This is a genomic window from Sulfuriflexus mobilis (assembly GCF_003967195.1).
Lineage (GTDB): Bacteria > Pseudomonadota > Gammaproteobacteria > AKS1 > AKS1 > Sulfuriflexus > Sulfuriflexus mobilis.
Genome location: NZ_AP018725.1, coordinates 91,067 through 115,408 on the forward strand (window position 1 = coordinate 91,067; position 24,342 = coordinate 115,408).

The following is a 24,342-nucleotide window of genomic DNA, read 5'->3' on the forward strand; positions in this document are numbered from 1 at the left end:
CCCCGCCTATTCTTAAGTCGCAGGCCAGAGGCAATGTAATGAATCAGTCAAAAAAAGTGTATCTGGTAGGAACCGGGCCTGGAGACCCTGAATTATTAACCGTTAAGGCTTTGCGTTTATTGCAAAATGCTGATGTGGTTATTTATGACCGACTGGTATCCGAAGCCATCCTGGAGCAGATCCCAGCAGGCGTTAGCCGGATTTATGTTGGCAAGAAGTCAGGCAATCACACCTTGCCACAAGACGAAATTAATCAATTATTATTAAATCTGGCAGAAGGCCAGCGCAGTATAGTTCGCTTAAAAGGGGGCGACCCTTTTATCTTTGGACGGGGTAGTGAAGAAGCCTTGTCACTAGCAAAACATGGTATCGCATATGAAGTTGTACCCGGTATAACGGCCGCATCTGCCTGCACGACATATGCGGGTATCCCGCTTACACATCGCGGACTGGCACAGGGGGTGCAGATTGTTACGGGGCATAGTCAGGCAGGTCAAGCCCTTGAACTGGATTGGGCGGTCCTGGCCGACTCGAATAAAACAATCGTTATTTATATGGGTCTGGCAAATATCGATTTAATTACCAGTAAGCTGATGGATGCAGGTCTGGATGCGAATATTCCTGCTGCAGCTATCCAGAATGGTACTACAGCACGCCAGCAGCGGGTATTATCGACCTTGTCTTTGCTATCAGCCGATGTAAAAAAAGCAATGTTACAACCACCTGTTATTTTCGTCATTGGCAAGGTTGTTTCACTCGCCAGGGAACTAGACTGGTTTGAGACTGAAGACGCTATGAGCGATTATTTTGCAGACAGGAATCAAAGTCTGCATGGCTAGTCTAAATATGAAAATCTTAAGACTATGCCTTTCGATCATGATGACGTCACTGTTATGTAGCCCGGTTTATTCCGCAGACAGTCATACTAACGACTATCAGTCATTATCCAAACAGAGGCGTGAAGAATTACACAACCTTCTTCTCCAGGACTGTGGTTCCTGCCATGGTATGACAATGAAGGGCGGCTTAGGTCCGGCATTGACACCGGATGCGCTCAGTAACAAATCTCGGCAGATGATTGAGGCGACGATATTATATGGGCGGCCGGGGACGCCAATGCCACCCTGGAATACATTATTAACCAAAGAAGAAGTGCGATGGTTAGTTGATACATTATATTCGGGTATAGCGCCATGAATATTATGCCTAAAGTGTTTTTAGGTTGTTCGTTCAGCCTGTTGGCAGCCTGTACAAGTTTGCGCGGCACGGGTGACCTTGGTGTTGTTATTGAGCGCGGCAGCGGCAGTGTTCAGATCGTGGAAACAAGCAATATAACAGCCTTGTCACAAATTGATGGATTAGGTGACCTGTCCCATGCTTCTGTCGTGTATTCGCGTGATGAACGTTACGCCTACATCTTTGGACGTGATGGCGGGCTTACCAAAATTGATATTCTTACAGCAAAAATAACCAAACGTATTATCCAGGCCGGCAACAGTATAGGCGGCGCAATCTCGCAAGACGGGAAGCTCGTGGCCGTGTCAAATTACAAGCCGGGGGGGGTGAAAGTCTTTGATTCCAATAGACTCGAACTGCTTGCAGATATCCCGGCCACTTATGCCGATGGCAAGCAGAAATCAAAAGTGGTGGGACTGGTTGATGCACCGGGTCAACGTTTTGTATTTTCACTCTATGACGCAGGCGAAATCTGGCTGGCAGACCTTAGTCATGGAACACCGGAAATTACCCGGTTTAAAAATATCGGTAAGCAGCCTTATGATGGTTTGATTACACCGGATGGTCGTTACTATATCGCCGGCCTGTTTGGAGAGGATGGTTTGGCTGTATTGGATCTATGGCATCCGGAACAGGGTGTGAAACGCATCCTGAATAATTATGGTCGTGGTAGTAAAAAAATGCCGGTTTATAAAATGCCTCACCTGGAAGGTTGGGCTATGACCGAGGACTATGCATTTCTGCCGGCAGTTGGTCGTAATGAGGTCCTGGTGGTGAATCGTCGCAACTGGAAGCAGGTTGCGTCAATTCCTGTGCATGGCCAGCCGGTATTTGTCATGGCGCGGCCGGATGGCAGGCAAGTATGGGTGAATTTTGCCCACCCACGCAATGATACAGTACAGGTGATTGATACTGAGCGTCTGCAGGTCGAGAAAATACTTAAACCGGGTAAAGCCGTGCTGCATATGGAATTTACCCCTCGAGGCGAGCATGTCTGGATATCGGCACGTGATGCCGGGAAGGTCACTGTTTATGATACAGAGAGCTTTAATGTCATTAAGACAGTACCGATGGCAAAGCCCAGTGGCATCTTCTTCACAAACCGTGCGCACCGTACTGGATTATAAGTCAGCTGGAGTTTTTCATGCATAGAGCGAATACTGACATTGAACAATTTGCTAAGTATCAGCCTGACAGTCTGGAGAAGCGCTTATTAAACGATTTTCAGCATAATTTTCCACTAATATCACGTCCATTTCAGAAAATTGCTGAGAAATTAAACACCAGTGAAGAAGTCATTATTGACGCCTTGGCTCAGCTACAGGAGCAGGGGTTTATCAGCCGTGTGGGTGCGGTGTTCCGGGCTAACAGCGTTGGTGCCAGTACCCTGGCAGCGATGGCCGTACCGGAGCATCGACTAGAAGAAATCGCAGCAATGGTCAGTGACTATAGCGAGGTCAACCATAACTACCAGCGTGAGCATCACTTTAATCTGTGGTTTGTGCTGACTGCCAGCGATGAACAGGTACTCAATGCGGTGCTTGATGATATTGAGCATCGTAGTGGCATTCCTGTGATGTACTTACCGATGCTGGAGGATTATCACATCGACCTGGGATTTGACTTGAAATGGACATGAAAGTCACACTTCGCCTGCCGGAATTGCCTGCGCAGGCCATACTGGATGAACAGGATCAGTCATTAATCACCTTGATCCAGACAGGCCTGCCTCTCAGCGCAACGCCTTATGCTGATCTGGGTAAGCAGCTTGGTATGGACGAATATGAGGTTATCGAGAGACTGAAACGATTAACCAGTGAAAATATTATCAAACGTTTCGGCGTAGTAGTACGCCATCATGAACTCGGGTACCACGCCAATGCCATGACGGTATGGAATATCCCTGATGAGATTGTCAGTGAACTGGGTTCATGCATGGGGCAGTTTGAATTTGTGACCTTGTGTTATCGTCGTCCGCGTCGATTACCGGAATGGCCGTATAACCTGTTTACCATGATTCACGGGCAGGATCGGGATGATGTGTTGGCTAATATTCGATTATTGATAGAACGCTGCGGCCTGGATGCGATTGAGCATGATGTGTTGTTCAGTACGCGCCGATTCAAGCAACGCGGCGCTATTTACCATAAGACGAATACTATACATGCGGCAAGCTAACCATGGATGAAATTGACCGTAAAATCATTAACACATTGCAGACAGGCTTCCCCTTGAGTGAAGAGCCCTATGCAGAGGTTGCGGATCAGCTAGGCGTAAGTGAAAAAGACTTGTTAAATCGCCTGTCAGGCTTGCTTGAGAATAAAGTGTTAACCCGTTTTGGTCCGATGTACGACGCACAAAAGCTAGGCGGTGCATTCAGCCTGGTAGCCGTGCGTGTGCCTGAAGGGGATTTTCACAGGATTGCCGAGATAGTGAATAGCTATCCGGAGGTGGCGCATAATTACCAGCGTGATCATGACTTTAATATGTGGTACGTGCTGGCAACGGAAACGCCCGAGAAAATTAATGAAGTCAATTACGACATTGAGCAACGCACGGGCTTGAAAGTATTTAATATGCCCAAGCTGGATGAATATTATATTGGTCTCCAATTACCGGTTTGATGTGAAGAAAATATGATGAATACCGTAGCTACAGCGCACAAGTCAGAATTGGAGCAGGGTGCCCTGCTGGACGAGATTGATCGAAAGATTATTCGTGCCACCCAGTCGGGTTTGCCGCTTGTTTCCCGCCCGTATGATGATGTCGCCAGTCGTGTAGGGATTAGTGCTGGCGAGGTCATTGCACGTATGCATACTATGCAGCAACGGGGCATCATTCGTCGCATTGCCGCCGTGCCGAATCATTACTCCCTGGGTTATAAAAGCAATGGTATGACTGTATGGGATGTACCAGACGATCGCGTCAATGAGCTTGGCCGGCAGGTCGGGGTACTTGGGTTTGTCAGCCATTGTTATCATCGCCCACGTTATTTACCTGACTGGCCGTATAACCTGTTTGCCATGGTGCATGCGCATAATCGTGACGAAGCGATGTTGCTGGTATCCAGAATTGCCGATTTGCTGGGGGATGCCGACCGGGGACATGATGTCCTGTTTAGTCAGCGTATCCTGAAAAAAACCGGCCTGCGACTGTCCACCTGAGAGATTAACTATGTTTCGTATAAGCGAATACATGCGCGAGCTGAAAGCCCCGAGCCCGATTGGCAATAAACGCAATCCGCCGGGGCCAGTCGTTATCTGGAACCTGATACGGCGTTGTAACCTGACCTGTAAGCACTGTTATTCGATTTCAGCTGACAAAGACTTCCCTGGCGAGCTCTCGACACAGGAAGTATTTGATGTAATGGACGATCTGAAAGCATTCAGGGTGCCGGTTTTGATTCTATCCGGCGGGGAGCCGTTATTGCGCCCCGATATCTTTGACATTTCCAAACGGGCTAAAGAGATGGGCTTTTACGTAGGCCTTTCTACCAACGGAACCATGATCGATGAGTCCAATATCGATGCCATTGCCGGAATAGGCTATGACTATGTTGGCATCAGTATTGACGGTGTTCGTGAAACCCATGACAGGTTTCGTCGCAAGCAGGGCGCATTTGATGAATCTATGCGGGGTATACGCCTCTGTCATAAGGCGGGGATTAAAGTCGGCATGCGCTTTACCCTCACCATGGATAACGCGCATGAGCTCCCCGAGCTATTAAGCATTATGGAGCAGGAACAGATTGACAAATTTTACCTCTCACATTTGAATTACGCAGGGCGCGGCAATAAAAATCGTAAAGATGATGTTATTCATCAGCTTACTCGAAATGCGATGGACTTGTTATTTGATACCTGCTGGCTTCATATTGAAGAAGGGCGCAGACGTGAATTTGTCACGGGTAATAATGATGCAGACGGTGTTTACCTTTTATACTGGATAGAAAAACATTTCCCCGAAAAGCTGGAGCATATGCGGGCAAAACTGGCACAGTGGGGAGGTAATTCTTCCGGGGTTAATATTTCCAATATTGATAACCTGGGCAATGTTCATCCCGATACCTTCTGGTGGGATTATGATTTGGGCAATGTTAAGGATCGTCCCTTCTCTGAAATCTGGCCGGACCGTACAGACCCGCTAATGGATGGACTAAAGTCCAGCCCGCGCCCGTTAAAAGGCCGTTGTGGCCAATGCACGTACCTGGATGTATGCGGCGGTAATACCCGCGTACGCGCCTACCAGTTAACCGGTGATTTCTGGGCAGAAGACCCCGCCTGTTACCTTGACGATGAAGAAATTGGCGTGGAGACGACTGAAGCGCGTTTACAGGTCACACCCTGGTCGCGAAAGAAAAAACTCGCATGACGACTCCCAGTATGAATAGATTCGTTGGCGCGATTTTTTTCAGTTATTTGTCGTTAATTTCTATCAGCAGTCATGCCGAAAAGGCTCACACAGAAATAAATGCAGCACAGGGGGTGTATCAGCAACATTGTGCAAGTTGTCATGGTATCAGCCGCCTGGGCGGTATGGGGCCGGCACTGTTACCGGAAAACCTGAAACGGCTGCGAAAAGGTAAGGCGCTGGAGGTTATTAAGAGCGGCCGTGCAGCAACCCAGATGCCTGCCTTTGGTGAAATTATAGCGCCCGAACAAATAGCGTTACTCGCAAAATACATCTATACGCCATTACCCAGCATTCCGCACTGGGGGATGTCTGAAATAGAAAAATCCCATCTTATCCATTACAAAACAGGCAGTCTCGGTAATAAACCCGTGTTCAAGGCGGATATGCTCAACCTGTTTATCGTGGTTGAGCTGGGTGATCACCATGCCACGTTACTGGATGGCGACAAGTTCGAGGCCATTCATCGCTTTAAAACGCGGTTTGCCTTGCATGGTGGCCCCAAATATTCACCCGATGGACGCTATGTCTATTTTGCCTCTCGTGATGGCTGGATCAGCAAGTTTGATATCTACAATCTGAAAATGGTCGCGGAGATAAGGGCCGGCATTAATACCCGTAACCTGGCCGTATCCGGTGACGGTCGTACCGTCATGGTAGGCAACTATTTGCCCCACACACTGGTCGTGCTGGATGCAGAAAACCTGAAGCCCATTGAGGTGATCCCGGTCAAAGACAAAACCGGCAAGACATCACGGGTCAGTGCTGTTTATGCGGCGGCGCCACGTAACAGTTTTATTGCAGCACTGAAAGATATTCCCGAGGTCTGGGAGGTTTATTACAACGATAAACATGAACCGGTTTATAACGGCCTGGTTCATGATTACCGGCAGGCTGAGGGTATTGAAGACAAGGGGGCATTCCCGATTCGGCGGATACCACTGGATGATTATCTTGATGATTTTCAATTTGACCAGTCATATACCCATTTAATGGGGGCCGCACGTAATGCAAAAAATGGTCAGGTCATCAATCTGGATATCCGCCGCAAGGTCGCTGATTTGGAACTAACCGGTCTGCCGCACCTGGGTTCCGGTATCACCTGGCTGTACAAGGGTCACCCGGTGATGGCAACACCCAACCTGAAGAAGGCCGAAATCAGTATTATTGATATGACAACCTGGAAAACCATTAAGCGTATCAAAACGCTGGGGCCGGGCTTCTTCATGCGTAGCCACGAAAACTCACCATATGCCTGGGCAGATGTGTTTTTTGGGCCAAATAAAGAAGCCGTACACGTGATCGATAAACAAAGTCTTGAAATCATAAAAACCCTCAGGCCTTCCCCGGGCAAGAATGCGGCGCATGTTGAGTTTGACCGTTATGGTAAACACGCCTTACTGAGTGTGTGGGATATTGACGGTGAATTGATTGTTTATAATGCAGATACGCTAGATGAAATTAAGCGCCTGCCTATGAAAAAACCATCGGGTAAATATAATGTGTTTAACAAGATCAATCGTTCAGCGGGCACTAGTCACTGAATAGGATTGATGAAAGCCCGGTAGTGGTCACGGGTGGATGGGTATCGAATTGCCTCTCAGTGCTGTGGGACGGCTGAATGCCCGCCTCACAGGCCCTGATAAGATTGTCGCTAACGTATTGATTTAAATGGCGCGCTCGGCGGGAGTCGAACCCACGACCTTTGGCTTCGGAGGCCAACACTCTATCCAGCTGAGCTACGAGCGCATAATGTAGTTGCAAAGCGATGAGTCGCTTAAGGTGATTGGCCCCTGGTCGGCCAGCACCACACCGCTATGGCGGCCTATCGATCCCCGGCATCCGTGATGCTTGGGGGCCTGGAGATATCCATGCTGCATATATGGATAAAAGGGAGCCACAGGTATCCCACAAATCCCGTAATAAACGCGGTCAGGCGGGGCTAGGATACCGTTGTGGCCGCGCGGCGTCTATCTTTGATGGGACTATTACTTATTTTTCCGTAGTTTAGTGTTTTACCCATGCCCGTTTGTAGCTATACTTTGCCCCTGATTTTTAGTGGGCGGCCTGTTGTCGCCTCTCTGGCCATATTTTCAAGGGGAAAGACCGTGGGACAGCAAGATAGCCATGTAATGAAGACCCTGACACAGTTCATTCTGGGTCTGGTAGCCTTTGCCGTAATTATTTTTGTCATTGCCCAAATCATGACGGGTGGTTTCTACAGTGGCGACAAGCCCGCCGCCAGTATGAACGATGATGCCGCGATCGCCGAGCGCATTGCGCCTGTAGCCAAGGTCATGGAGGCCGGTGCGGCACCCGTGGCGGCTGCTGCCCCTACTGAGCAGAGTGGCAAAGACGTATACAACAGTGCCTGTTTCGCCTGTCACGGTACCGGTGCCGCCGGTGCGCCAAAACTGGGTGACAAGGCCGCCTGGTCTGCACGTATTGCCCAGGGGCTGGATGTGCTGTCTGGACACGCCATTAACGGTTTCCAGGGCAAGAAAGGCTTCATGCCTGCCAAGGGTGGTAACCCGGCCCTGTCTGACGATGCCGTCAGCGCCGCAGTGAAGTACATGGTCGATGAAAGCAAGTAATGCCCTGAACCATCGTGGGTGGTTAGGGTTGCCTCGACCTCATTTTTGGGTGAGGTACTCATAATGAAGCCTGCAAGGCTTCTATGAGACAGCATAATGAACCCGTAGGGTTTTATGCCCGACCTGAACCATCGTGGGTGGTTAGGGTTGTCTCGACCCATTTTTGGGTGAGCATCTTGATATAAAAAAGGTCAGCCTCGGCTGGCCTTTTTTATTGCCCGCTAGAGATAGCGGGCGGACCAGGCGGTGATGATGTGAGCGAGATAGCTGGCGTCTTCGCGAACCTTAAGCAGATGATCGGCGTGTTCCAGACTGAAAATCGAGGTAGGTTTACCGGCGTGTCGGTAAATACGTTCGGCGTGTGTAAAGTCAATTAATTCATCATCACGTGACTGACAGATTAACAAGGGTTTTTGAAAGGCACTCAGTGTCGAACCGTCTTCGGCATAGGCGAGGTCCTGAAAAAACTTTTCACCGATTTCAAAATGATTACCGCCCACAGTGATCATGGCCTTGCCGGTCTTGCTGACCTCCGGGCGTTTGCCGATAAAATGCCGCGCCACATGCCCGGGGTCGGCCGGGGCGGCAAGCGTCACGGCGGCCGTGCAGCTGGGGATACGTGCGGCGGCATGCAGCATCGCCGTGCCGCCCATGGAGTGACCGATTAATAATTTTACCGGCGCATAATTAGCCGCCATGTATTCGGCAACGGCAACGATGTCATCGACATCGGTAGCAAAATTGGTTTGAGAAAAGCGTCCTTCACTGTCGCCAATGCCGGTAAAGTCAAAGCGCAATACGGCAATGCCCTGCCTGGCGAGTTCCTCGCAAATAACATGAAAGGATTTCAGGTTACGTGAACAGGTAAAGCAGTGACTGAACAAGGCATAGGCACGTGGGGTGTGTGTATCAGGTAAGTCGAGTTCAGCACCGAGTACTGCACCGAGGCTGCCCGGTATCCGGAGTCGTTTTTTGAGCATGGGTCAATCATTGGTGATGAGGTAGGGCAATAATAAAACAAAGCCGAGCAGAATGCAGGTTTAGTGACCGAGGGCCCGGTCAAGGCGACGCAGACCGATGGCCTCTTGCAGGTGTGCGGTACTGATCTGATCGGCCTGATCAAGGTCGGCAATGGTGCGGGCAAGTTTGAGGATACGATGCCAGGCACGTGCCGACAGGCCGAGTTTTTCAATGGCCTGTTCGAGCATTTGCGCATCAGAAGTATCGAGTTGGCAGTATTGTTCGATCTCACTATTACTGAGTAAGTGATTGGCCCGGCCGCTACGGGAAAGTTGTCGCTGCCGTGCCAGGGTGACACGTTGTCGAACACTGGCGCTGTCTTCACTCTGACACGGGCGATGTAATTGTGCCTGCTTCAGGCGCGGCACTTCGATATGCATATCAATACGGTCGAGTAGCGGGCCGGATATCCGCGAGCGATAACGCAGTACCTGTTCGCTGCTACAGTGACAACGTCCCCCCGGGTCACCGAGGTAGCCACAGGGGCAGGGGTTCATGGCGGCGATCAGCTGAAAGCGTGCAGGAAATTCCGCCTGGCGTGCCGCGCGCGAGATAGAGATCTGTCCACTCTCCAGGGGTTCACGCAAGACCTCGAGTACGCGGCGTTCAAATTCAGGTAACTCATCGAGAAACAGGATGCCGTGGTGGGCGAGCGAGACCTCGCCGGGCCGGGGCTGGCTGCCACCACCCACCAGGGCCACGGCCGAGGCGGTATGGTGTGGGGCACGAAAGGGGCGATGTCGCCATAGCGACTTATCGAAGCCCTGTGCACTGATAGACAGTACCGCCGCCGATTCGAGCGCCTCAAGGTCTGACATCTCCGGCAGGATGCCCGGCAGGCGACGGGCCAGCATGGTCTTGCCGGTGCCGGGTGGGCCGATCATGAGCAGGCTATGGCCCCCTGCCGCGGCGATCTCGAGTGCCCGCCGGGCATGGTGCTGGGCGCGTACGTCGCTGAGGTCATCCTGCAAGATACGGCTATCCAGGTTCAGGGGCATGTCTGTGGTCGCCAGGGGTTCACTGCCGTTGAGGTGGGCGCAGACCTCAAGCAGGTGCCGGGCGGCGTGTTGCCGTACATCCCGTATCAGCCCGGCCTCAGTGGCATTGTCTAGCGGCAGGATCAGGGTACGTGAGGCCTCGCGTGTGGCGAGGGCTATCGGTAGGGCACCGTGCACAGGCCGCAACTCGCCGGTCAGGGCCAGTTCGCCGCAGAACTCGTAATCCCCAAGTTGGGGTGCCTCGAGCTGACCGGAGGCGATGAGGATACCGAGGGCGATCGCCAGGTCGAATCGTCCGCCCTGTTTGGGCAGGTCGGCCGGGGCGAGGTTAATGGTGATACGGCGTGCCGGGAACTCGTAGCGTGAGTTGAGGATGGCGCTACGCACGCGGTCCTTGCTCTCGCGGACCTCGGTCTCGGCAAGGCCGACGATGGAGAGCGAGGGTAGGCCATTGGAGATATGAACCTCAACCCGTACCAGCGGGGCGGCGATCCCCGCCGCCGCACGGCTATAGACAATGGCGAGTGACATGGCAGACTTCCTTGTAGTGTCGTTTGGGCGTCCAGCCCGAATACATTATATAGAGTAGCGTTACAGCTTATTTTCCATTTCCTGCAGCTGCGCGGTTAACTGCTCGAGTTTCTCGCGGGTGCGTGCCAGTACAGCAGCCTGGACATCAAACTCCTCTCGTGTGACGAGGTCCATTTTCTGTACCGCGGCGGAGATGGCCGCGCGCAGGATGTCATCAAGGTCATCACGGGCGGTATTCAGGCTGCTGGGCAAGGTCTCGCGCAACTGCCGGGTCAAATCCTCAATAAAGCTTTGTGAACGGTTCATAAAGGTTTCCTGTAATGGGCCTGCTAAGTGTATCGAAAAATGACGGAGTTGGAATCCTGCATAAGCACCAAAACAGGGCACCATCTTTGTGCGTTGTTTCTTATTGGTGCATAGATAGCCTTAAAAAAATCCAGAAAAATCTGTAACCTATTGTTTTTAAATTAAAACTAAAAGATGGCATAGCTTGTGCAAAACACGGGCAGGTCGCAGAGGGCGTCCGTCAGAATTCAATACATTTACATATTTATTTAATATTAAGGGGTAACGACAATGAACAAGACACTTACAAGCATCGCAGCGGCCGGCCTGCTGGCTGGCTCCGGTATGGCAATGGCTGAGGTCACATTTAGTGGCAATGTCGGTATTACATCAAATTACATTTTCCGTGGTGTTTCACAAACTGACAATGCGCCAGCCATCCAGGGTGGTTTTGATGTTGAGCATTCCAGTGGCCTGTACGCCGGTATCTGGGGCTCAAACGTGGACTCAGGTTTTTACTCTGGTGCCGAGGCAGAGTTTGACCTGTATGCGGGCTTTGGTGGCGAGTTTGCCGGTGGTATCGGTTATGACATTGGTTACCTGGCCTACCGTTACCCGGATACAACCTTTAATCCCAACGATACCGAAGAAGTCTATGGCTCACTGAGCTATGACTTTGGTCCTGCTGCGGTCACTGTCGGCCTGGCCTACTCAGACGACTGGTTTGGCACGGATGAAAGCCTGTATACGAGTCTGGATGTTGATATCCCCTTAGCCTATGACTTCTCCCTGGGTCTGCATTATGGCGTGGAAGATTTCGATCAGCTCGACGATTATGATGAGTGGAAGGTAAGTCTGGGCAAGTCATACGGTGGTTTTGACTTCGCTCTCGATTACACCGATACCAACATTGATGAGAACGATGCTCAGGCAGCGGCAACTGATGCGCTGGCAGACGACAAGATCGTCTTCACCATTTCCAAGAGCCTCTAAATATATTCTAAAGTGGTTATGCCTGCCCTGTAGGGCAGGCATAACAATTGGGAGGAGATGTAATGAAACTAGTTAGTGCGATTATTAAACCCTTCAAGCTCGATGACGTGCGTGAAGCGTTGTCTGATATTGGTGTGCAGGGGATCACCGTAACCGAGGTCAAAGGCTTTGGCCGCCAGAAGGGGCATACTGAATTATATCGTGGTGCAGAATACGTAGTGGATTTTCTGCCCAAGGTAAAACTCGATGTTGCCATTAATGATGACCTGGTTGAACAGGTACTGGAAGCTATCGCCAAGGCAGCCAATACCGGCAAGATCGGCGACGGCAAGATCTTTGTTTTTGACCTGGAACAGGCCGTGCGTATTCGTACCGGCGAAACCGGTCCAGAAGCACTTTAATCAAGGGGAGCAAGAAAGATGGAAAATAATATTTTTGAATTGCAGTATGCCATCGATACCTTTTACTTCCTGGTATGTGGTGCACTGGTTATGTGGATGGCAGCAGGGTTCTCGATGCTTGAAGCCGGTCTGGTTCGGGCCAAGAATACGACCGAGATCCTGACCAAAAACGTGGTCTTGTTTGCGGTAGCCTGTACTGCCTATATGGTCGTGGGTTACGACCTCATGTATGACGGCGGTCTGTTCCTGGCAGGTATCGCCGGTGGTGAAACGCTGGCCGCTGATGCCCTGAAGGCCTCGGCCGAGAATGGTTTCGCTGGTGATTCAGTCTATTCATCCGCGTCAGACTTTTTCTTCCAGGTCGTGTTTGTTGCCACCGCGATGTCGATTGTCTCCGGTGCCGTGGCCGAACGCATGAAACTGTGGGCCTTTGTCCTGTTTGCCGCGGTTATGACCGCCTTCATCTACCCGATGGAAGGTGCCTGGACCTGGGGCGGTAAGGCAGTATTCGGTATGTTCAGCCTGGGTGATGATTTCGGCTTCTCCGACTTTGCCGGTTCCGGCATTGTGCATATGGCCGGTGCGGCCGCTGCCCTGGCGGGTGTACTGCTGCTTGGCGCACGTAAGGGCAAGTACGGTGCCAATGGCCAGGTTAACGCCATTCCGGGTGCCAACCTGCCATTGGCCACACTCGGTACCTTTATCCTCTGGATGGGCTGGTTCGGTTTCAATGGCGGTTCAGTACTGAAACTCGGTGATATCGCCAGTGCCAATTCCGTTGCCATGGTGTTCCTGAATACCAATGCGGCAGCTGCCGGTGGTGTCATCGCGGCACTCATCGTTGCCAAGCTGATGTTCGGCAAGGCTGACCTGACCATGATTTTGAACGGTGCCCTGGCCGGTCTGGTCGCGATCACCGCTGAGCCGTCAACACCCACGGCACTTGAGGCTACCTTGATCGGTGCCGCTGGTGGTGCCCTGGTCGTGTTCTCTATCATCGGCCTCGACAAGCTGAAGATCGATGACCCGGTCGGTGCCATCTCGGTTCACGGTACGGTGGGTATGTGGGGTCTGCTGGCCGTGCCGCTGACCAACACCGGTGCAACTTTTGTGGGTCAGTTAGTCGGTCTGTTGACTATCCTTGTTTGGGTATTTGCTGTCAGCTTTATTACCTGGATGGTGATTAAACTCATCATGGGTATCCGCGTCAGCGAGGAAGAAGAATACGAAGGTGTGGATTTGGCCGAATGTGGTATGGAGGCCTATCCGGAGTTCACTGCCTCGAAGATATAAACCTTTCCTCTCAACCATGGTGGTTGATATTAGCGGGCGCCTCGGCGCCCGCTTTCTTATGCGTATCAGGGCAGGTTATTATGGCTGCCGTCGCAAAAGGGCTGGTCGGCGCTGTGTTTGCAGCCACAAAGCCAGAATTTGGCTTTTTCGGCCACGGTAAATTTAACCGGCTCAAAGTCCGTACCCTTATGTGAGCCATCACAAAACGGCTGGTTTGCCGAACGGCCACAAGAACACCACCAGTAGTCACCGGCCTCGAGTTCAATATTATAAGGTGTCTTCTGGGGGATCGTCGGTTCTGCCATAATGCTCTCCTGAGGTTTGCGAAGGCGCTATTCTAAAAAAGAAATCATGAAACAATTACGTGCAGAAGGTGTGGCTACTGACCACTTGCCAGAAATGGACCTGACCCTGGAGGCGGGTGAGCGGCTATGCCTGAGTGGGCCGTCGGGTGTCGGTAAATCATTATTATTACGCGCGCTGGCCGACCTGGACCCGCATCGCGGCAAGATCTGGCTCGATGATAGGGAACAGGTCGAGATACCGGCTGTGGCCTGGCGAAAACAAGTGGGTTTACTGCCGGCGGAGAGTGCCTGGTGGGCAGAGACAGTGGGCGAACACTTTAGCGAGCCGCCCGCGGAGGGCCTGCGACAATTGGGATTTGATGAGAGCACCCTGGGCTGGTCGGTAGAACGGCTGTCGAGCGGTGAAAAGCAACGTCTGGCCTTATTACGCCTGCTGGCGAATATGCCCAGCGTCCTGTTACTCGATGAACCAACGGCCAACCTGGACCGGGAGAGCACGGCCAAGGCCGAGGCCTTGATTAAGGACTACAGCCAGCGGCACCAGGCAGCAGTCTTGTGGGTGAGCCATGACCCGGAGCAGATTAGGCGGGTTGCGACACGTCATGTGCGTCTCCAGGCAGGTAAACTCGGGGAGGTCGCACTTTCATGAGTATTATCAGTCTGTCGACACTGGACCTGTCACTGGCGGCGCTGTTGGTCGTGTTACTGGCGGCTCTGAGTTTATGGTTACAATTGGGCATTGCCCGCCAGTTACTGGTAGCCGCACTCAGGACCACCGTGCAGTTGATGTTGATTGGTGTGGTCCTGAAAGTCTTGTTTGATAGCGTTAATCTGCTCTATATGACACTGGTGGCAACGGCGATGTTGCTGCTGGCCGGGCGCGAGGTCATGGCGCGACAGACGCACCGCTTCAGGGGCATCTGGGGATTTGCGATGGGCACCGTGTCGATGTTTTTCTCGACCTTTGTCGTCACCCTGCTGGCCCTGACCATCATTATCAATACCGACCCCTGGTATACCCCGCAGTATGCCATCCCCTTGTTGGGCATGATGCTGGGAAACACCATGACGGGTATCGCGCTGGGCCTGGAGCGCCTGACCCAGGCGGCACGTGAGCAGCGCCGGCAAATCGAGGCACGCCTCGTGCTTGGGCACAGTTCGGCACAGGCGATCAGCGGCTTGAGAAAAAACGCCATGCGCCTGGGCATGATACCGATAATTAACGCTATGGCGGCGGCGGGCATTGTCAGTCTGCCGGGCATGATGACCGGTCAGATCCTCGCCGGCACGGCACCGCTGGAGGCAGTGAAGTACCAGATACTGATCATGTTTCTCATTACGGCCGGTACAGGTTTCGGCACGGTGGCCGCCGTGATGCTGGCAGGTCGTCGCCTGTTTGATGGCCGGGCTCGCCTTCGTCTGGACCGCCTGAGTTAAACAGCCGCCCTTGCTGCGGCTATCATGCTAAAGTTATTACGACATACTAGGTGTAAAAAAGGCGAGAGGATGGATAAACACACATTACAGGGGGCCGTAGTCAGGGGCATTATCAAAGATGAACAGGTTGAACCCCTGCTGGTCTTTCTTAATGAAGATGAACAACAGACGGCAGATACGGGTACAGGTGAGGAACAGCTGCGATTTGTCAGGAGCTTTGGCGATATCTTTATTACCCTGGGTATTCTATTCGTTGCTGTCTCGCTAAGTCGTTTTGAGTTACAGGCCTATGCCAACCTGATCCCGGTGGCCGCATTTGCCCTGACGGCCGAGTGGCTGGTTCGTGTGCGGCGTCTGGCCTTGCCAGGTATCGCAATTTTGCTTTCAATGTTGTATTTCACCAGCCAGGTCGGTGATTTTCAGACGCAGCAACATGGCCTGTTTACGGCTGGCCTGATGACAGCCGTGGCAGCGGCTTTTTACCTGCGGCACAAGATGCCCTTTAGTCTGTTACCCATTGCTGCAGGGATCATAGGTATTGTTACCTTCTTGCTGCGTATCGATCTTGGCGAATTATCGATAGTCCTGGCTGGATATGGCCTGGCAATCTTTGCTGTGGCAATGTGGTTTGATATACAGGACACCGCGCGGCAGACACGTCTGAGCGACTGCGCCTTCTGGTTACACTTGTTGGCGGCACCGCTAATTGTGCACGGTGTCATGGTCAGCCTGTTGAGTCCGGCCGGGATAGAGGCGCCGTATAGGGAAATCCTGACGATCCTGTTCTTTATTGGCTTCTTCCTGCTGGCATTGTATGTCGATCGCAGGGCGCTGTTAGTCTCGAGTATTTCCTACGCCATTTACGCTGTCATTCAGTTGGCTGAGGGCCACGTGATCCGGCTTGAAAATATCACCCTGTTTGTTTTTTTACTGTTTGGGGTGTTTATTGTCTTTTTTGGCACCTACTGGTATAGGGCGCGCAGTTTGATCTTTGCACCCATCGCCAAAAAGTCAATTTCAGCTTACGTGCCACGTATATAAAGGTTGTGTGAAGACGGTCACGGCCATGGAGGCGCAGCTCAGTGAAATTAATTAAGTTCTTAATGTGGCTAGGCCTTGTCGCGATGACAGCATTTGTTCAGGCTGGCGTTTACAAGTGGGTCGATGCAGACGGTCGTGTGCACTATGGTGACAAGCCCACCTCAAATCAGGCCGACGAGATAAAGATAAAAAAACAGCCGGCGAGCGGCCAGACAGATCAGTCGGCCAAGCGTAAGGACTTGCGTGAGCGTTTCTTGCGTGCCCGTGAAGAAGAGCGAGCAGAAAAACAAAAGGCTCGCGCGGAGGAAAAACAAAAAAAGGCCGAAGCGAAACGAAATTGCGCACAGGCAAAAAAGGAATATGATAAATACCGTCATGCCTCGAGTCTTTATATAAAAGGTAAGGATGGCGAGCGCCAACATCTGTCTTTCAAGGAAAGGGATGAATATGAAAAGTCACTCGCCGCCAAGGTCAAAAAATGGTGCGGTAAATAGTCAGGGTAGTGGGCCGGTGCCGGCCACGATGAAGGCCTCGGTGATCGGCCTGGGTGCCATGGGTGCGCCCATGGCAAAGAATCTACACAAGGCCGGCTTATTGCAAACGGCCTGGAATCGCAGTCCGCAACGGGCAAAAGCCTTTCAACAGGAAACCGGTATTTCAACGGCCGAGACACTGCAGGCCGTCGCTGAGCAAAGCCAGTGCATTATCATCAGCGTCTCTGCCGATAATGACCTGCGAGAAGTGATTCATGCACTCTTACCACATTTAAATACCGGCACCTTAATCATTGATACCTCGACCGTGGCCGTGGATACGGTGCGCGAGCTGAGTACTGTGCTCACCGACAAAGGTTGCTTTCTGCTGGATGCACCGGTGTCCGGTGGTGTGGAAGGTGCCCGGGATGGAAAGCTGGTCATGATGGTTGGTGGTGAAGAGGCCGTGCTGGAAAAGGCCCGCCCGTTATTAATGGCGATCAGCAGCAAGCAGGCATGGATGGGGCCCACAGGCAGCGGCCAGGCGACCAAGGCCGTCAACCAAGTCATGGCGGCCGGCATCAACCAGGCCGTGAGCGAGGCGCTGGCCTTCGCCGAGGCGATGGGCCTACCGCTGGATCAGGTCATTGATGTGATCGGTGGTGGCGCGGCCGGAAACTGGTTTCTCAGCAAGCGCGGCAAGAGCATGGCCAAGGGACTCTTTGCCCCGGGTTTCCGTGTCGCCCTGCATAAAAAAGACCTCGAATTATGCCGGCAGATGGCCGAGGCGGTCAGCGCCGATGATATGCGCCTGCCTCTGGTTGAAATGACCTGTCTGCACTATGCCCGGTTGATGGAACAAGGTTATGCCGATGAGGATATTTCGGCGCTGTATCGCCTTAAGCAGGCTTTATTTACTGGAAAAAAGGCCTAACTTCAGGAAAAACCTAAAGAAAAAAGTATTAAAGTATGGGCTGGTATGGGCCGATAAATAACAATAATTCTCGTTAGGTTATTTTCGCGTTCCTAAGCAGGTGTCTCCATGAAGCCCAGTATTCTCCGTAATCTGTTTGTCTCCTTTACCGGGTTTGGCCTGCTCATGGGCATCGTCTTCCCCTTCTATGCGCAGTTTTTTGTTGAATGGAAACCCGGCATGCACCTCTGGTTTGCCGTGGGCTGTCTGGTAGCGGGCATCTCAATCGGGCTCATCAATTACCTGCTGGTGAAGATGGTCCTGCTGAAAAAAATGGACAGGCTGTCAGATATCGCCAATGCCATTAGCGGCAATGATTTTTCTCAAACTTGTTCAATACGAAGCAATGATGTCATTGGCAGAATTGTTGATAGTGTAAATCGTATGGTGGCCAACCTGCAGACAATGGCAAGTTCAATGGGTCAGTCATCACAACGTCTGGATACGTCGGTTACGCATATTGGTGAACTGGTTGACAACACCAATGAGGCCGTCGCAAATCAACAAAGAGAAACCGGGCTCGTTGCCAGCGCAATACAAGAAATGAGCCAGGCCAGCGAGGATGTGGCGAGCCATGCAATGAATGCAAGTATGGCTGCTGAGCAGGCGAGTGCCGATGCGGTTCACGTACGTGAAACCATGAAGAGCAATGTGGAATCAATAGCCGTGCTGGCAAGTAATGTTGCTGAAGCCTCATCAGTGATTGAAGTATTACAAACGGACAGTGCTGAGATAAACAAGGTACTTGATGTCATTATCTCTATCGCGGAAAACACTAACCTGTTGGCCCTGAATGCAGCGATAGAAGCGGCCCGTGCCGGCGAGCAAGGACGGGGCTTTGCCGTAGTGGCCGACGAAGTGCGAGTATTGGCGACACGTACACAAGAGTCTTCACAAGAGATTCGAGATATCATCGAACGTCTTCATACAGGCATCAAGCAGGTGGTTGATGTCATGGCAAAAGGCAGCCAACAGGCGGATACATCGGTAAAAGGTGCAGAACAGGCTGATAGTGATATCGCAAAAATGCTTGAGGCATTCACCAGTATTACGGCAATGAACAAACAGATTGCTGAGAGTACGCAGACTCAGCACAGTCGTGCAGGTACAGTAAATAACAGTGTGCGTAGTGTGGATGAGGCCGTGCTGGTCACCAGTCAGGTAGCAAATGAACTTTCAGCTATGAGTGCAGAGCTTGGCCAGGTAAGCCAAGAACTCAATGGGATGGTCAGGAAGTTTAGTTTTTAGCGCGGTCGTCTCAGGTTTTCAGTTTTAATAACAACACATCAATATTGTTTTGCTTCAAACGACTACGGGTGCGATTCAGGGCATCGAGATTAGTGTACGGGCCGATACGCACACGATGCCAGCTTTCTTTATTATTGATCGTCACCGACTCGATGTTGGCCTCGACTCCGAGCAGGGCAAGGCTGGCCTTCATGCGGTCGGCCTGCTCGAGGGTCTTGAAGGAGCCCGCCTGCAGGATATAGGTACCCGGTTTGGTCAGGGGTTTGGCCGCTGTACCGGGGCGTTTATCCAGCTCATCCTCGGGGATGGCGATTTCCATCTCCGGCAGTATGGTATAGAAATCGAAACGGGTTTTTTCTTTCGTCGGCGCGGTTAACGAGGCCTGTTTACGTACGGCACGGGCATCACTACTGGAGGAGGACGGTTTATTGTCCTTTAGCGTCAGGCCGGGATAGTTGTCCTTGATATGGACCAGGAAGGCGATGAACAGGCCGATCATCAGACCGGTGCTCAGCCAGACCCAGCCGGGCAGGGGCGTTGAGTTATTCGGTTTTCTTTTTTTCTTTGCCATAGATTTTTCTGACATGGCTACATGGTATCCGGTGCGCTGACACCAAGCAATTGCAGGCCATTCTTCAGGACCTGTTGTGTCGCCGCAATCAGCGCCAGACGTGCATCACGCAGGGCCGCATCCTCGACAATGAACTGGTGGGCGTTGTAATAGGTATGGAAGGCCGTCGCCAGCTCACGTACATAGTAGGCGATCTGGTGTGGCTCATGGTTGCGCGCAGAGGCCTCAATGAGTTCCGGGTAGCGGGCCAGTGCGGTCATCAGGTCGGTTTCATGTGTCTCACCGAGTTTGTCGAGATTCGCCAGACCGTTGGCCTTGTCCCACTCGACAGCCTTTTCCGCCAACTGACGGTAAACACTGCAGATACGCGCATGTGCGTATTGTACGTAGTAAACGGGATTATCATTACTCTGCGACTTGGCCAGATCCAGGTCGAAGTCCATGTGTTGTTCACACTTGCGCATGGCATAGAAGAAGCGCGCGGCATCATTACCGACCTCATGACGCAGTTCACGCAGGGTCACGAACTGGCCGCTACGCGTCGACATCGGTACTTTCTTGCCACTACGATAGAGCACGGCAAACTGCACCAGTAGCACGTCGAGCTTGGAGGGGTCGTCGCCGATCGCGGCCAGTGCCGCCTTGACGCGTGGCACGTAGCCGTGGTGGTCGGCGCCCCAGATATCAATAACACGATCAAAACCGCGTTCGAGTTTTTCCATGTGGTAGGCGATGTCCGCGGCGAAATAGGTCTTGACGCCGTTGTCACGGACCACGACACGATCCTTTTCATCACCATAGTCGGTGGAGCGAAACCAGAGTGCGCCAGCTTGTTCATAGACGTGGCCGGAGTTTTGTAAACGCTCGATGCACTCGTCGATGCGGCCACTGCTGTGCAACGTACGTTCGGAGTACCACTCGTCGTAGTCAACACCGAACTCGCCGAGGTCCTGGCGGATGTCGTCAGTAATGCGGTTCAGGCCGGCATCGAAGATCAACAGGTAGTCGTCCTCACCGAGCAGTGTGCGGGCACGTTCGATGAGGCCATCGATGTGGCGTTCCTTGTCGCCGTCCGGCTGGCCTTCATCGGGCGGCAGGTCGGCAAACACGGCATCGATGTTATGTTCAAAGCGATCAGAATATTCATTTCGTAACGCAGTGCTGATGTCGCGCACGTAATCGCCCTGGTAGCCATTGGCCGGGAAGCGCTCTTCAAAATCGGCATTGCCGAGTTCGAGGTAACGCAACCAGACACTGGCGGCGAGGATGTTCATCTGCCGGCCGGCATCATTGACATAGTATTCGTTGTGAACCTCGTAGCCGGCGGCGCGTAGCAGGTTGGCAAGCGAGGCGCCGTAGGCTGCGCCGCGGCCATGACCGACGTGCAGTGGCCCCGTCGGGTTGGCCGAGACGAATTCGATCTGGATGCGCTGGCCTGCGCCGAGCTTGACGCGGCCATAGGCCTCAGCCTGTTCCAGCACCGTCTGCACCACGGTACTCTGGGCATCCTCGGCGAGGGCAAAATTGATAAAGCCGGGACCGGCGATCTCGACCCTGGCGACGGCAGGGTCGGCGGGCAGGGCCTTGACGATCATCTCGGCCAGCTGACGCGGGTTCATGCCGGCGGGCTTCGCTAGCACCAGGGCAATGTTGCTGGCAAAATCGCCGTGGCTCTTGTCGCGGACACGGTCGACATTGATCTGGTCGGGGATCTCACATTTGATCGCCTCGTTGCTGGCAAGGCCGGCAAGCGCGGTATGGAGAAGGTGTTGTATGGCCTGTTTCATGGCAGTGAACGATACCGGAAGCTGTCGATGGGTACAAAGTAAAGGCGGCTATTATCCTTGCCTGCTGCGGGCTTGCAAGTTCTGTTAGCGCGGTTTTGCGAAGGGGTCGCTTTCTAGAGCGTATCGATGGGGTCGACATCGATCGACCAGCGGACCTTGCGTGCCTCGCTCAGGGCATCCAGTTGTGGTAGCAGGGCACTGAGCAGCTGTTGCAGGGGGCCGCGTTGCGGGGCCTGTAACAGCAGCTGGGCGCGAAAGCGCCCGGCACGCCTTTCCATGGGTGCCGGCAGCGGGCCGAGCAACTCAACCTGTTCGATGCCCAGGGCATGGGCCAGTTCGTAGGCGCGACGCAGAAAATGCTGTGGGCTGTCGCGGTCAGCGGCCTCGGCCCGCAGTAGCGCCATGGCGGAATAAGGCGGTAGCTCGGCCTCGCGGCGCTCGTGCAGGGCCTTGTTGGCAAAGGCGGCATAGCCCTCGGTGAGCAGGCTACGTAAGAGCGGGTGATCCGGATGGTAAGTCTGCAGCAGGACCTGGCCAGGTTTGTCGGCGCGCCCGGCGCGGCCAGCGACCTGGATAATCAGCTGTGCCATGCGTTCACTGGCACGGAAATCGGCCCCGAACAGGCCCTGGTCGGCATCGAGGATCCCGACCAGGGTCACGTCGGGGAAGTGGTGACCCTTGGCGAGCATCTGCGTGCCAACAAGCAGCTGGTTTTCGCCGCTGTGAATGCTGTCGAGAATGGCCTGCATGGCACCCTTGCGTCGCGTGCTGTCCCGATCAATGCGGACAATGCCGGTATCCGGGAACAGCTCCGCCAGGGTCTCCTCGATGCGCTCGGTGCCCTGGCCGAGGGCGCGCAGGGCGGTGCTGCCGCAGTCCGGGCAACTCGGCATGAGGCGCTGTTCGGTGCCACAGTGGTGACAGCGCAGGCGCTGGCTGCCGGCATGGAAGGTCAGGCGCGCATCGCAACGCGGACAGTCGGCCAGCCAGCCACAATCGTGACAACACAAGGTCGGTGCGTAGCCGCGGCGGTTGATAAACAGCAGGGCCTGTTCGCCCCGGTCGAGGTGTGCGTGCAGAGTATCGATGAGTGTTTTCGACAAACCCTGGTTGAGCGGCTGACGACGCAGGTCGATGGTCTGGATCGGGGGTAACTCGGCACCGGTGGCACGGGTCGGGAGCTTGAGTGACCGGTAACGGCCCTGTTCGACATTGACCAGGCTTTCCAGCGAAGGGGTTGCTGAGCCGAGCACGATCGGGCGCTGCAGGCGCTGGGCGCGGAGGATGGCCAGGTCACGGGCGTGGTAGCGGACACCATCTTGCTGTCGGAACGAGGCGTCGTGTTCCTCATCGATAATGATGACGCCGGGTCGGGCGAGGGGCGTAAACAGCGCCGAGCGTGTGCCGATGATGATCCCGGCCTCGCCTTTGCCGGCGGCCAGCCAGGCATCGAGGCGTTCGCGGTCGCTCAGGCCCGAGTGCAGCACGGCGATTGGGCAGGCAAAGCGCCGTCGAAAGCGTTCAACCGTTTGCGGGGTGAGGCTGATCTCGGGGACCAGCACCAGTGCCTGTTGGTCCCGATCGAGCACCTGTTGAATAATGCCAAGATAGACCTCGGTCTTGCCACTGCCGGTCACCCCATCGAGCAAGTGACAGGAAAAGACCTCAGGCTTGGCCGTGACGGCATCAATGGCGGCCTTTTGCCCGGCATTCACCGGCAAGGCGGCCTCGATGGTGCCGGTCTGTTCACTCAAACCATAGAAAAGCACTTCCTCGACCCAGCCACGCTCGAGCAGGGCGCGAAGGGGGGCACGCCAATGGCTATGTTGGGCGGCAAAGTCGGAGGCCGAGAGGGGCGCTGGCCGCGCCGCATGCAATTGGGCCAGTAAGGCGGCCTGTTTGGGTGCCCGTTTCAGCACATCCTGGTCGACGTCCCCGCCCGAGGAGGTCAACTGCCAGCGGACCTCGGCCCGTGCCTGGGCGGGCTCGCCCTTGCGCAGCAGCGCGGGCAGGGCATGGGCCATGACCTCGCCAATCGGCTGGTGGTAGTAGTCACTGGCCCAGCGTAGCAGGCCGAGTAGTTCCTCGGGCAGGATCGGCGCGTCATCGAGGAGCGCGGCGGCGCGGCGCAGGCGCTCACTATCGATATCGGTTTTTCCACTGACCTCCAGTAAGACGCCGACTTGTTCGCGGCGACCGAAGGGGATGCGTAGCCGTTGTCCGGCCCGTAGCAGGGCGGGGTCGACCTTGGCCGGGGGCAGGTAGTCAAAGCTGCGTCGCAGGGGAGAGGGGACGGCAATACGTAAATAGACCGGTGCGGATGACATGGGGCGCACTCTAGCATGCCGCCGGGGCCAGGTACGAGTAAGAACCGGCCTTGCGCGGCTAGATTGATGTGCAGAGGCAGGTAACATCGCTAAGTGATTGAGCGGCCATCAAGAATCAATCTTATGCACAAAATCTGTGGATAACTTTGTGGATGAAGTGAAAAAAATCGCTGTTTTTCCGGTTCATGATAAGCATTTTGTTGGATTGCTCAGAAAACCGCCAATCAAGAAAAAGATAATTAAATCAATATGTTTAACTATATCCATAGGTTTTTTTACAGTTCCGTGACGGCCCCGATGGGGCTAATTACTTGATTGTAAAGTGACTGTGTATAAAGTCGTTTGATGAAATGTGTGACCAGTGGGTATAGAGGGAAGTGAAATAGGGTTACGGGCTTGTGGTTTCTGGTCTTGGGCGA

Annotated in this window: 26 protein-coding genes and 1 tRNA gene; 19 read left to right on the forward strand and 8 right to left on the reverse strand. The window is 53.5% G+C overall.

Translation table 11 applies throughout. The annotated features are described in order from the left end of the window. The first annotated feature begins 38 nt into the window (after positions 1-38). Genes cobA through EL386_RS00465 form a run of 9 tightly spaced genes read left to right on the forward strand, consistent with a single transcriptional unit; the run spans position 39 to position 7,190 of the window. On the forward strand, positions 39-839 hold the full coding sequence (cobA, locus tag EL386_RS00425) for a uroporphyrinogen-III C-methyltransferase (protein WP_126452192.1): 801 nt from the start codon (positions 39-41) through the stop codon (positions 837-839). A gap of 40 nt (positions 840-879) precedes the next feature. Next, complete coding sequence (locus tag EL386_RS00430; RefSeq protein WP_269471125.1) at positions 880-1,197, forward strand: c-type cytochrome; 318 nt, start codon at positions 880-882, stop codon at positions 1,195-1,197. Continuing rightward, positions 1,194-2,363 (forward strand): cytochrome D1 domain-containing protein, encoded by a 1,170-nt coding sequence (locus EL386_RS00435; protein WP_269471111.1) that lies wholly within the window; start codon positions 1,194-1,196, stop codon positions 2,361-2,363. Before EL386_RS00430 ends, EL386_RS00435 begins: the two co-directional genes overlap by 4 nt. Positions 2,364-2,380: 17 nt before the next feature. Then, on the forward strand, positions 2,381-2,875 hold the full coding sequence (locus tag EL386_RS00440) for an Lrp/AsnC family transcriptional regulator (RefSeq protein WP_126452196.1): 495 nt from the start codon (positions 2,381-2,383) through the stop codon (positions 2,873-2,875). Next, positions 2,872-3,414, forward strand: a complete 543-nt coding sequence (gene ahbB, locus EL386_RS00445; RefSeq protein WP_126452198.1) for a siroheme decarboxylase subunit beta — start codon at positions 2,872-2,874, stop codon at positions 3,412-3,414. Before EL386_RS00440 ends, ahbB (EL386_RS00445) begins: the two co-directional genes overlap by 4 nt. Positions 3,415-3,416: 2 nt before the next feature. Next, on the forward strand, positions 3,417-3,860 hold the full coding sequence (locus EL386_RS00450) for an Lrp/AsnC family transcriptional regulator (RefSeq protein WP_126452200.1): 444 nt from the start codon (positions 3,417-3,419) through the stop codon (positions 3,858-3,860). Between the two features lie 12 nt (positions 3,861-3,872). After that, positions 3,873-4,400 carry a siroheme decarboxylase subunit beta gene (gene ahbB / locus EL386_RS00455; RefSeq protein ID WP_232020219.1) on the forward strand — a complete coding sequence of 176 codons (528 nt, stop codon included), beginning with the start codon at positions 3,873-3,875 and terminating at the stop codon, positions 4,398-4,400. Between the two features lie 10 nt (positions 4,401-4,410). Further along, entirely contained in the window at positions 4,411-5,607 is a 1,197-nt protein-coding gene (nirJ, locus tag EL386_RS00460; protein WP_126452202.1) for a heme d1 biosynthesis radical SAM protein NirJ, read from the forward strand. A gap of 11 nt (positions 5,608-5,618) precedes the next feature. After that, on the forward strand, positions 5,619-7,190 hold the full coding sequence (locus EL386_RS00465) for a cytochrome D1 domain-containing protein (RefSeq protein WP_126452204.1): 1,572 nt from the start codon (positions 5,619-5,621) through the stop codon (positions 7,188-7,190). Positions 7,191-7,318: 128 nt separating this feature from the next. On the opposite strand, the gene EL386_RS00470 is transcribed toward EL386_RS00465, so the two are convergent. Further along, positions 7,319-7,395, reverse strand: a tRNA-Arg gene (locus EL386_RS00470). 359 nt (positions 7,396-7,754) lie between these two features. On the opposite strand from EL386_RS00470, the gene EL386_RS00475 reads away from it, so the two are divergent. Then, positions 7,755-8,240 carry a c-type cytochrome gene (locus tag EL386_RS00475; protein ID WP_232020220.1) on the forward strand — a complete coding sequence of 162 codons (486 nt, stop codon included), beginning with the start codon at positions 7,755-7,757 and terminating at the stop codon, positions 8,238-8,240. Positions 8,241-8,461: 221 nt separating this feature from the next. Here EL386_RS00475 and EL386_RS00480 read toward each other — a convergent pair whose 3' ends face one another. The 3 genes from EL386_RS00480 to EL386_RS00490 are packed head-to-tail and all read right to left on the reverse strand — an operon-like array spanning position 8,462 to position 11,095. After that, positions 8,462-9,220, reverse strand: coding sequence for an alpha/beta hydrolase family protein (locus tag EL386_RS00480; RefSeq protein WP_126452206.1), 759 nt, complete (start codon positions 9,218-9,220; stop codon positions 8,462-8,464). A 60-nt stretch (positions 9,221-9,280) separates the two neighbouring features. Beyond that, positions 9,281-10,789 carry a YifB family Mg chelatase-like AAA ATPase gene (locus tag EL386_RS00485; RefSeq protein ID WP_126452208.1) on the reverse strand — a complete coding sequence of 503 codons (1,509 nt, stop codon included), beginning with the start codon at positions 10,787-10,789 and terminating at the stop codon, positions 9,281-9,283. A gap of 60 nt (positions 10,790-10,849) precedes the next feature. Next, positions 10,850-11,095 carry an accessory factor UbiK family protein gene (locus tag EL386_RS00490; protein ID WP_126452210.1) on the reverse strand — a complete coding sequence of 82 codons (246 nt, stop codon included), beginning with the start codon at positions 11,093-11,095 and terminating at the stop codon, positions 10,850-10,852. Between the two features lie 270 nt (positions 11,096-11,365). On the opposite strand from EL386_RS00490, the gene EL386_RS00495 reads away from it, so the two are divergent. The 3 genes from EL386_RS00495 to EL386_RS00505 all read left to right on the forward strand — a co-directional run bounded on the left by EL386_RS00495 (position 11,366) and on the right by EL386_RS00505 (position 13,761). Beyond that, complete coding sequence (locus tag EL386_RS00495) at positions 11,366-12,067, forward strand: TorF family putative porin (protein WP_126452212.1); 702 nt, start codon at positions 11,366-11,368, stop codon at positions 12,065-12,067. A 62-nt stretch (positions 12,068-12,129) separates the two neighbouring features. Beyond that, positions 12,130-12,468, forward strand: a complete 339-nt coding sequence (glnK, locus tag EL386_RS00500) for a P-II family nitrogen regulator (protein ID WP_126452214.1) — start codon at positions 12,130-12,132, stop codon at positions 12,466-12,468. A gap of 18 nt (positions 12,469-12,486) precedes the next feature. Then, on the forward strand, positions 12,487-13,761 hold the full coding sequence (locus tag EL386_RS00505; RefSeq protein WP_126452216.1) for an ammonium transporter: 1,275 nt from the start codon (positions 12,487-12,489) through the stop codon (positions 13,759-13,761). Positions 13,762-13,826: 65 nt separating this feature from the next. On the opposite strand, the gene EL386_RS00510 is transcribed toward EL386_RS00505, so the two are convergent. Continuing rightward, positions 13,827-14,066, reverse strand: a complete 240-nt coding sequence (locus EL386_RS00510; RefSeq protein WP_126452218.1) for a CDGSH iron-sulfur domain-containing protein — start codon at positions 14,064-14,066, stop codon at positions 13,827-13,829. Positions 14,067-14,112: 46 nt separating this feature from the next. On the opposite strand from EL386_RS00510, the gene EL386_RS00515 reads away from it, so the two are divergent. The 6 genes from EL386_RS00515 to EL386_RS00540 all read left to right on the forward strand — a co-directional run bounded on the left by EL386_RS00515 (position 14,113) and on the right by EL386_RS00540 (position 19,238). Next, positions 14,113-14,715 (forward strand): ABC transporter ATP-binding protein, encoded by a 603-nt coding sequence (locus EL386_RS00515; protein ID WP_126452220.1) that lies wholly within the window; start codon positions 14,113-14,115, stop codon positions 14,713-14,715. Beyond that, positions 14,712-15,503 (forward strand): ABC transporter permease, encoded by a 792-nt coding sequence (locus tag EL386_RS00520; RefSeq protein WP_126452222.1) that lies wholly within the window; start codon positions 14,712-14,714, stop codon positions 15,501-15,503. The genes EL386_RS00515 and EL386_RS00520 overlap by 4 nt, the downstream gene beginning before the upstream one ends. A 69-nt stretch (positions 15,504-15,572) precedes the next feature. Then, positions 15,573-16,544 carry a hypothetical protein gene (locus tag EL386_RS00525; RefSeq protein ID WP_126452224.1) on the forward strand — a complete coding sequence of 324 codons (972 nt, stop codon included), beginning with the start codon at positions 15,573-15,575 and terminating at the stop codon, positions 16,542-16,544. Between the two features lie 83 nt (positions 16,545-16,627). Then, on the forward strand, positions 16,628-17,038 hold the full coding sequence (locus tag EL386_RS00530) for a DUF4124 domain-containing protein (protein ID WP_172597564.1): 411 nt from the start codon (positions 16,628-16,630) through the stop codon (positions 17,036-17,038). Further along, entirely contained in the window at positions 16,992-17,951 is a 960-nt protein-coding gene (locus tag EL386_RS00535) for an NAD(P)-binding domain-containing protein (protein WP_126452228.1), read from the forward strand. The genes EL386_RS00530 and EL386_RS00535 overlap by 47 nt, the downstream gene beginning before the upstream one ends. Positions 17,952-18,059: 108 nt before the next feature. After that, positions 18,060-19,238, forward strand: a complete 1,179-nt coding sequence (locus EL386_RS00540) for a methyl-accepting chemotaxis protein (protein ID WP_126452230.1) — start codon at positions 18,060-18,062, stop codon at positions 19,236-19,238. Positions 19,239-19,248: 10 nt separating this feature from the next. Here the strand turns inward: EL386_RS00540 and EL386_RS00545 are convergent, their stop codons facing one another. From EL386_RS00545 to EL386_RS00555, 3 genes are all read right to left on the reverse strand, one after another. Then, positions 19,249-19,824: an SPOR domain-containing protein gene (locus EL386_RS00545; RefSeq protein WP_126452231.1), complete on the reverse strand. Its 576-nt coding sequence runs from the start codon at positions 19,822-19,824 to the stop codon at positions 19,249-19,251. Between the two features lie 2 nt (positions 19,825-19,826). After that, positions 19,827-21,596 (reverse strand): arginine--tRNA ligase, encoded by a 1,770-nt coding sequence (argS, locus tag EL386_RS00550; protein ID WP_126452233.1) that lies wholly within the window; start codon positions 21,594-21,596, stop codon positions 19,827-19,829. A 113-nt stretch (positions 21,597-21,709) separates the two neighbouring features. Then, a complete protein-coding gene (locus tag EL386_RS00555; protein ID WP_126452235.1) occupies positions 21,710-23,923 on the reverse strand; it encodes a primosomal protein N' in 2,214 nt (737 codons plus the stop codon). Between the last annotated feature and the right edge of the window lie 419 nt (positions 23,924-24,342).

Coding starts and splice junctions, on each gene's coding strand:
- cobA (WP_126452192.1), top strand. CDS start 39: ATGAATCAGTCAAAAAAAGTGTATCTGGTAGGAACCGGGCCTGGAGAC.
- EL386_RS00430 (WP_269471125.1), top strand. CDS start 880: ATGACGTCACTGTTATGTAGCCCGGTTTATTCCGCAGACAGTCATACT.
- EL386_RS00435 (WP_269471111.1), top strand. CDS start 1,194: ATGAATATTATGCCTAAAGTGTTTTTAGGTTGTTCGTTCAGCCTGTTG.
- EL386_RS00440 (WP_126452196.1), top strand. CDS start 2,381: ATGCATAGAGCGAATACTGACATTGAACAATTTGCTAAGTATCAGCCT.
- ahbB (WP_126452198.1), top strand. CDS start 2,872: ATGAAAGTCACACTTCGCCTGCCGGAATTGCCTGCGCAGGCCATACTG.
- EL386_RS00450 (WP_126452200.1), top strand. CDS start 3,417: ATGGATGAAATTGACCGTAAAATCATTAACACATTGCAGACAGGCTTC.
- ahbB (WP_232020219.1), top strand. CDS start 3,873: ATGATGAATACCGTAGCTACAGCGCACAAGTCAGAATTGGAGCAGGGT.
- nirJ (WP_126452202.1), top strand. CDS start 4,411: ATGTTTCGTATAAGCGAATACATGCGCGAGCTGAAAGCCCCGAGCCCG.
- EL386_RS00465 (WP_126452204.1), top strand. CDS start 5,619: ATGAATAGATTCGTTGGCGCGATTTTTTTCAGTTATTTGTCGTTAATT.
- EL386_RS00480 (WP_126452206.1), bottom strand. CDS start 9,220: ATGCTCAAAAAACGACTCCGGATACCGGGCAGCCTCGGTGCAGTACTC.
- EL386_RS00485 (WP_126452208.1), bottom strand. CDS start 10,789: ATGTCACTCGCCATTGTCTATAGCCGTGCGGCGGCGGGGATCGCCGCC.
- EL386_RS00490 (WP_126452210.1), bottom strand. CDS start 11,095: ATGAACCGTTCACAAAGCTTTATTGAGGATTTGACCCGGCAGTTGCGC.
- EL386_RS00495 (WP_126452212.1), top strand. CDS start 11,366: ATGAACAAGACACTTACAAGCATCGCAGCGGCCGGCCTGCTGGCTGGC.
- glnK (WP_126452214.1), top strand. CDS start 12,130: ATGAAACTAGTTAGTGCGATTATTAAACCCTTCAAGCTCGATGACGTG.
- EL386_RS00505 (WP_126452216.1), top strand. CDS start 12,487: ATGGAAAATAATATTTTTGAATTGCAGTATGCCATCGATACCTTTTAC.
- EL386_RS00510 (WP_126452218.1), bottom strand. CDS start 14,066: ATGGCAGAACCGACGATCCCCCAGAAGACACCTTATAATATTGAACTC.
- EL386_RS00515 (WP_126452220.1), top strand. CDS start 14,113: ATGAAACAATTACGTGCAGAAGGTGTGGCTACTGACCACTTGCCAGAA.
- EL386_RS00520 (WP_126452222.1), top strand. CDS start 14,712: ATGAGTATTATCAGTCTGTCGACACTGGACCTGTCACTGGCGGCGCTG.
- EL386_RS00525 (WP_126452224.1), top strand. CDS start 15,573: ATGGATAAACACACATTACAGGGGGCCGTAGTCAGGGGCATTATCAAA.
- EL386_RS00530 (WP_172597564.1), top strand. CDS start 16,628: ATGACAGCATTTGTTCAGGCTGGCGTTTACAAGTGGGTCGATGCAGAC.
- EL386_RS00535 (WP_126452228.1), top strand. CDS start 16,992: ATGAAAAGTCACTCGCCGCCAAGGTCAAAAAATGGTGCGGTAAATAGT.
- EL386_RS00540 (WP_126452230.1), top strand. CDS start 18,060: ATGAAGCCCAGTATTCTCCGTAATCTGTTTGTCTCCTTTACCGGGTTT.
- EL386_RS00545 (WP_126452231.1), bottom strand. CDS start 19,824: ATGTCAGAAAAATCTATGGCAAAGAAAAAAAGAAAACCGAATAACTCA.
- argS (WP_126452233.1), bottom strand. CDS start 21,596: ATGAAACAGGCCATACAACACCTTCTCCATACCGCGCTTGCCGGCCTT.
- EL386_RS00555 (WP_126452235.1), bottom strand. CDS start 23,923: ATGTCATCCGCACCGGTCTATTTACGTATTGCCGTCCCCTCTCCCCTG.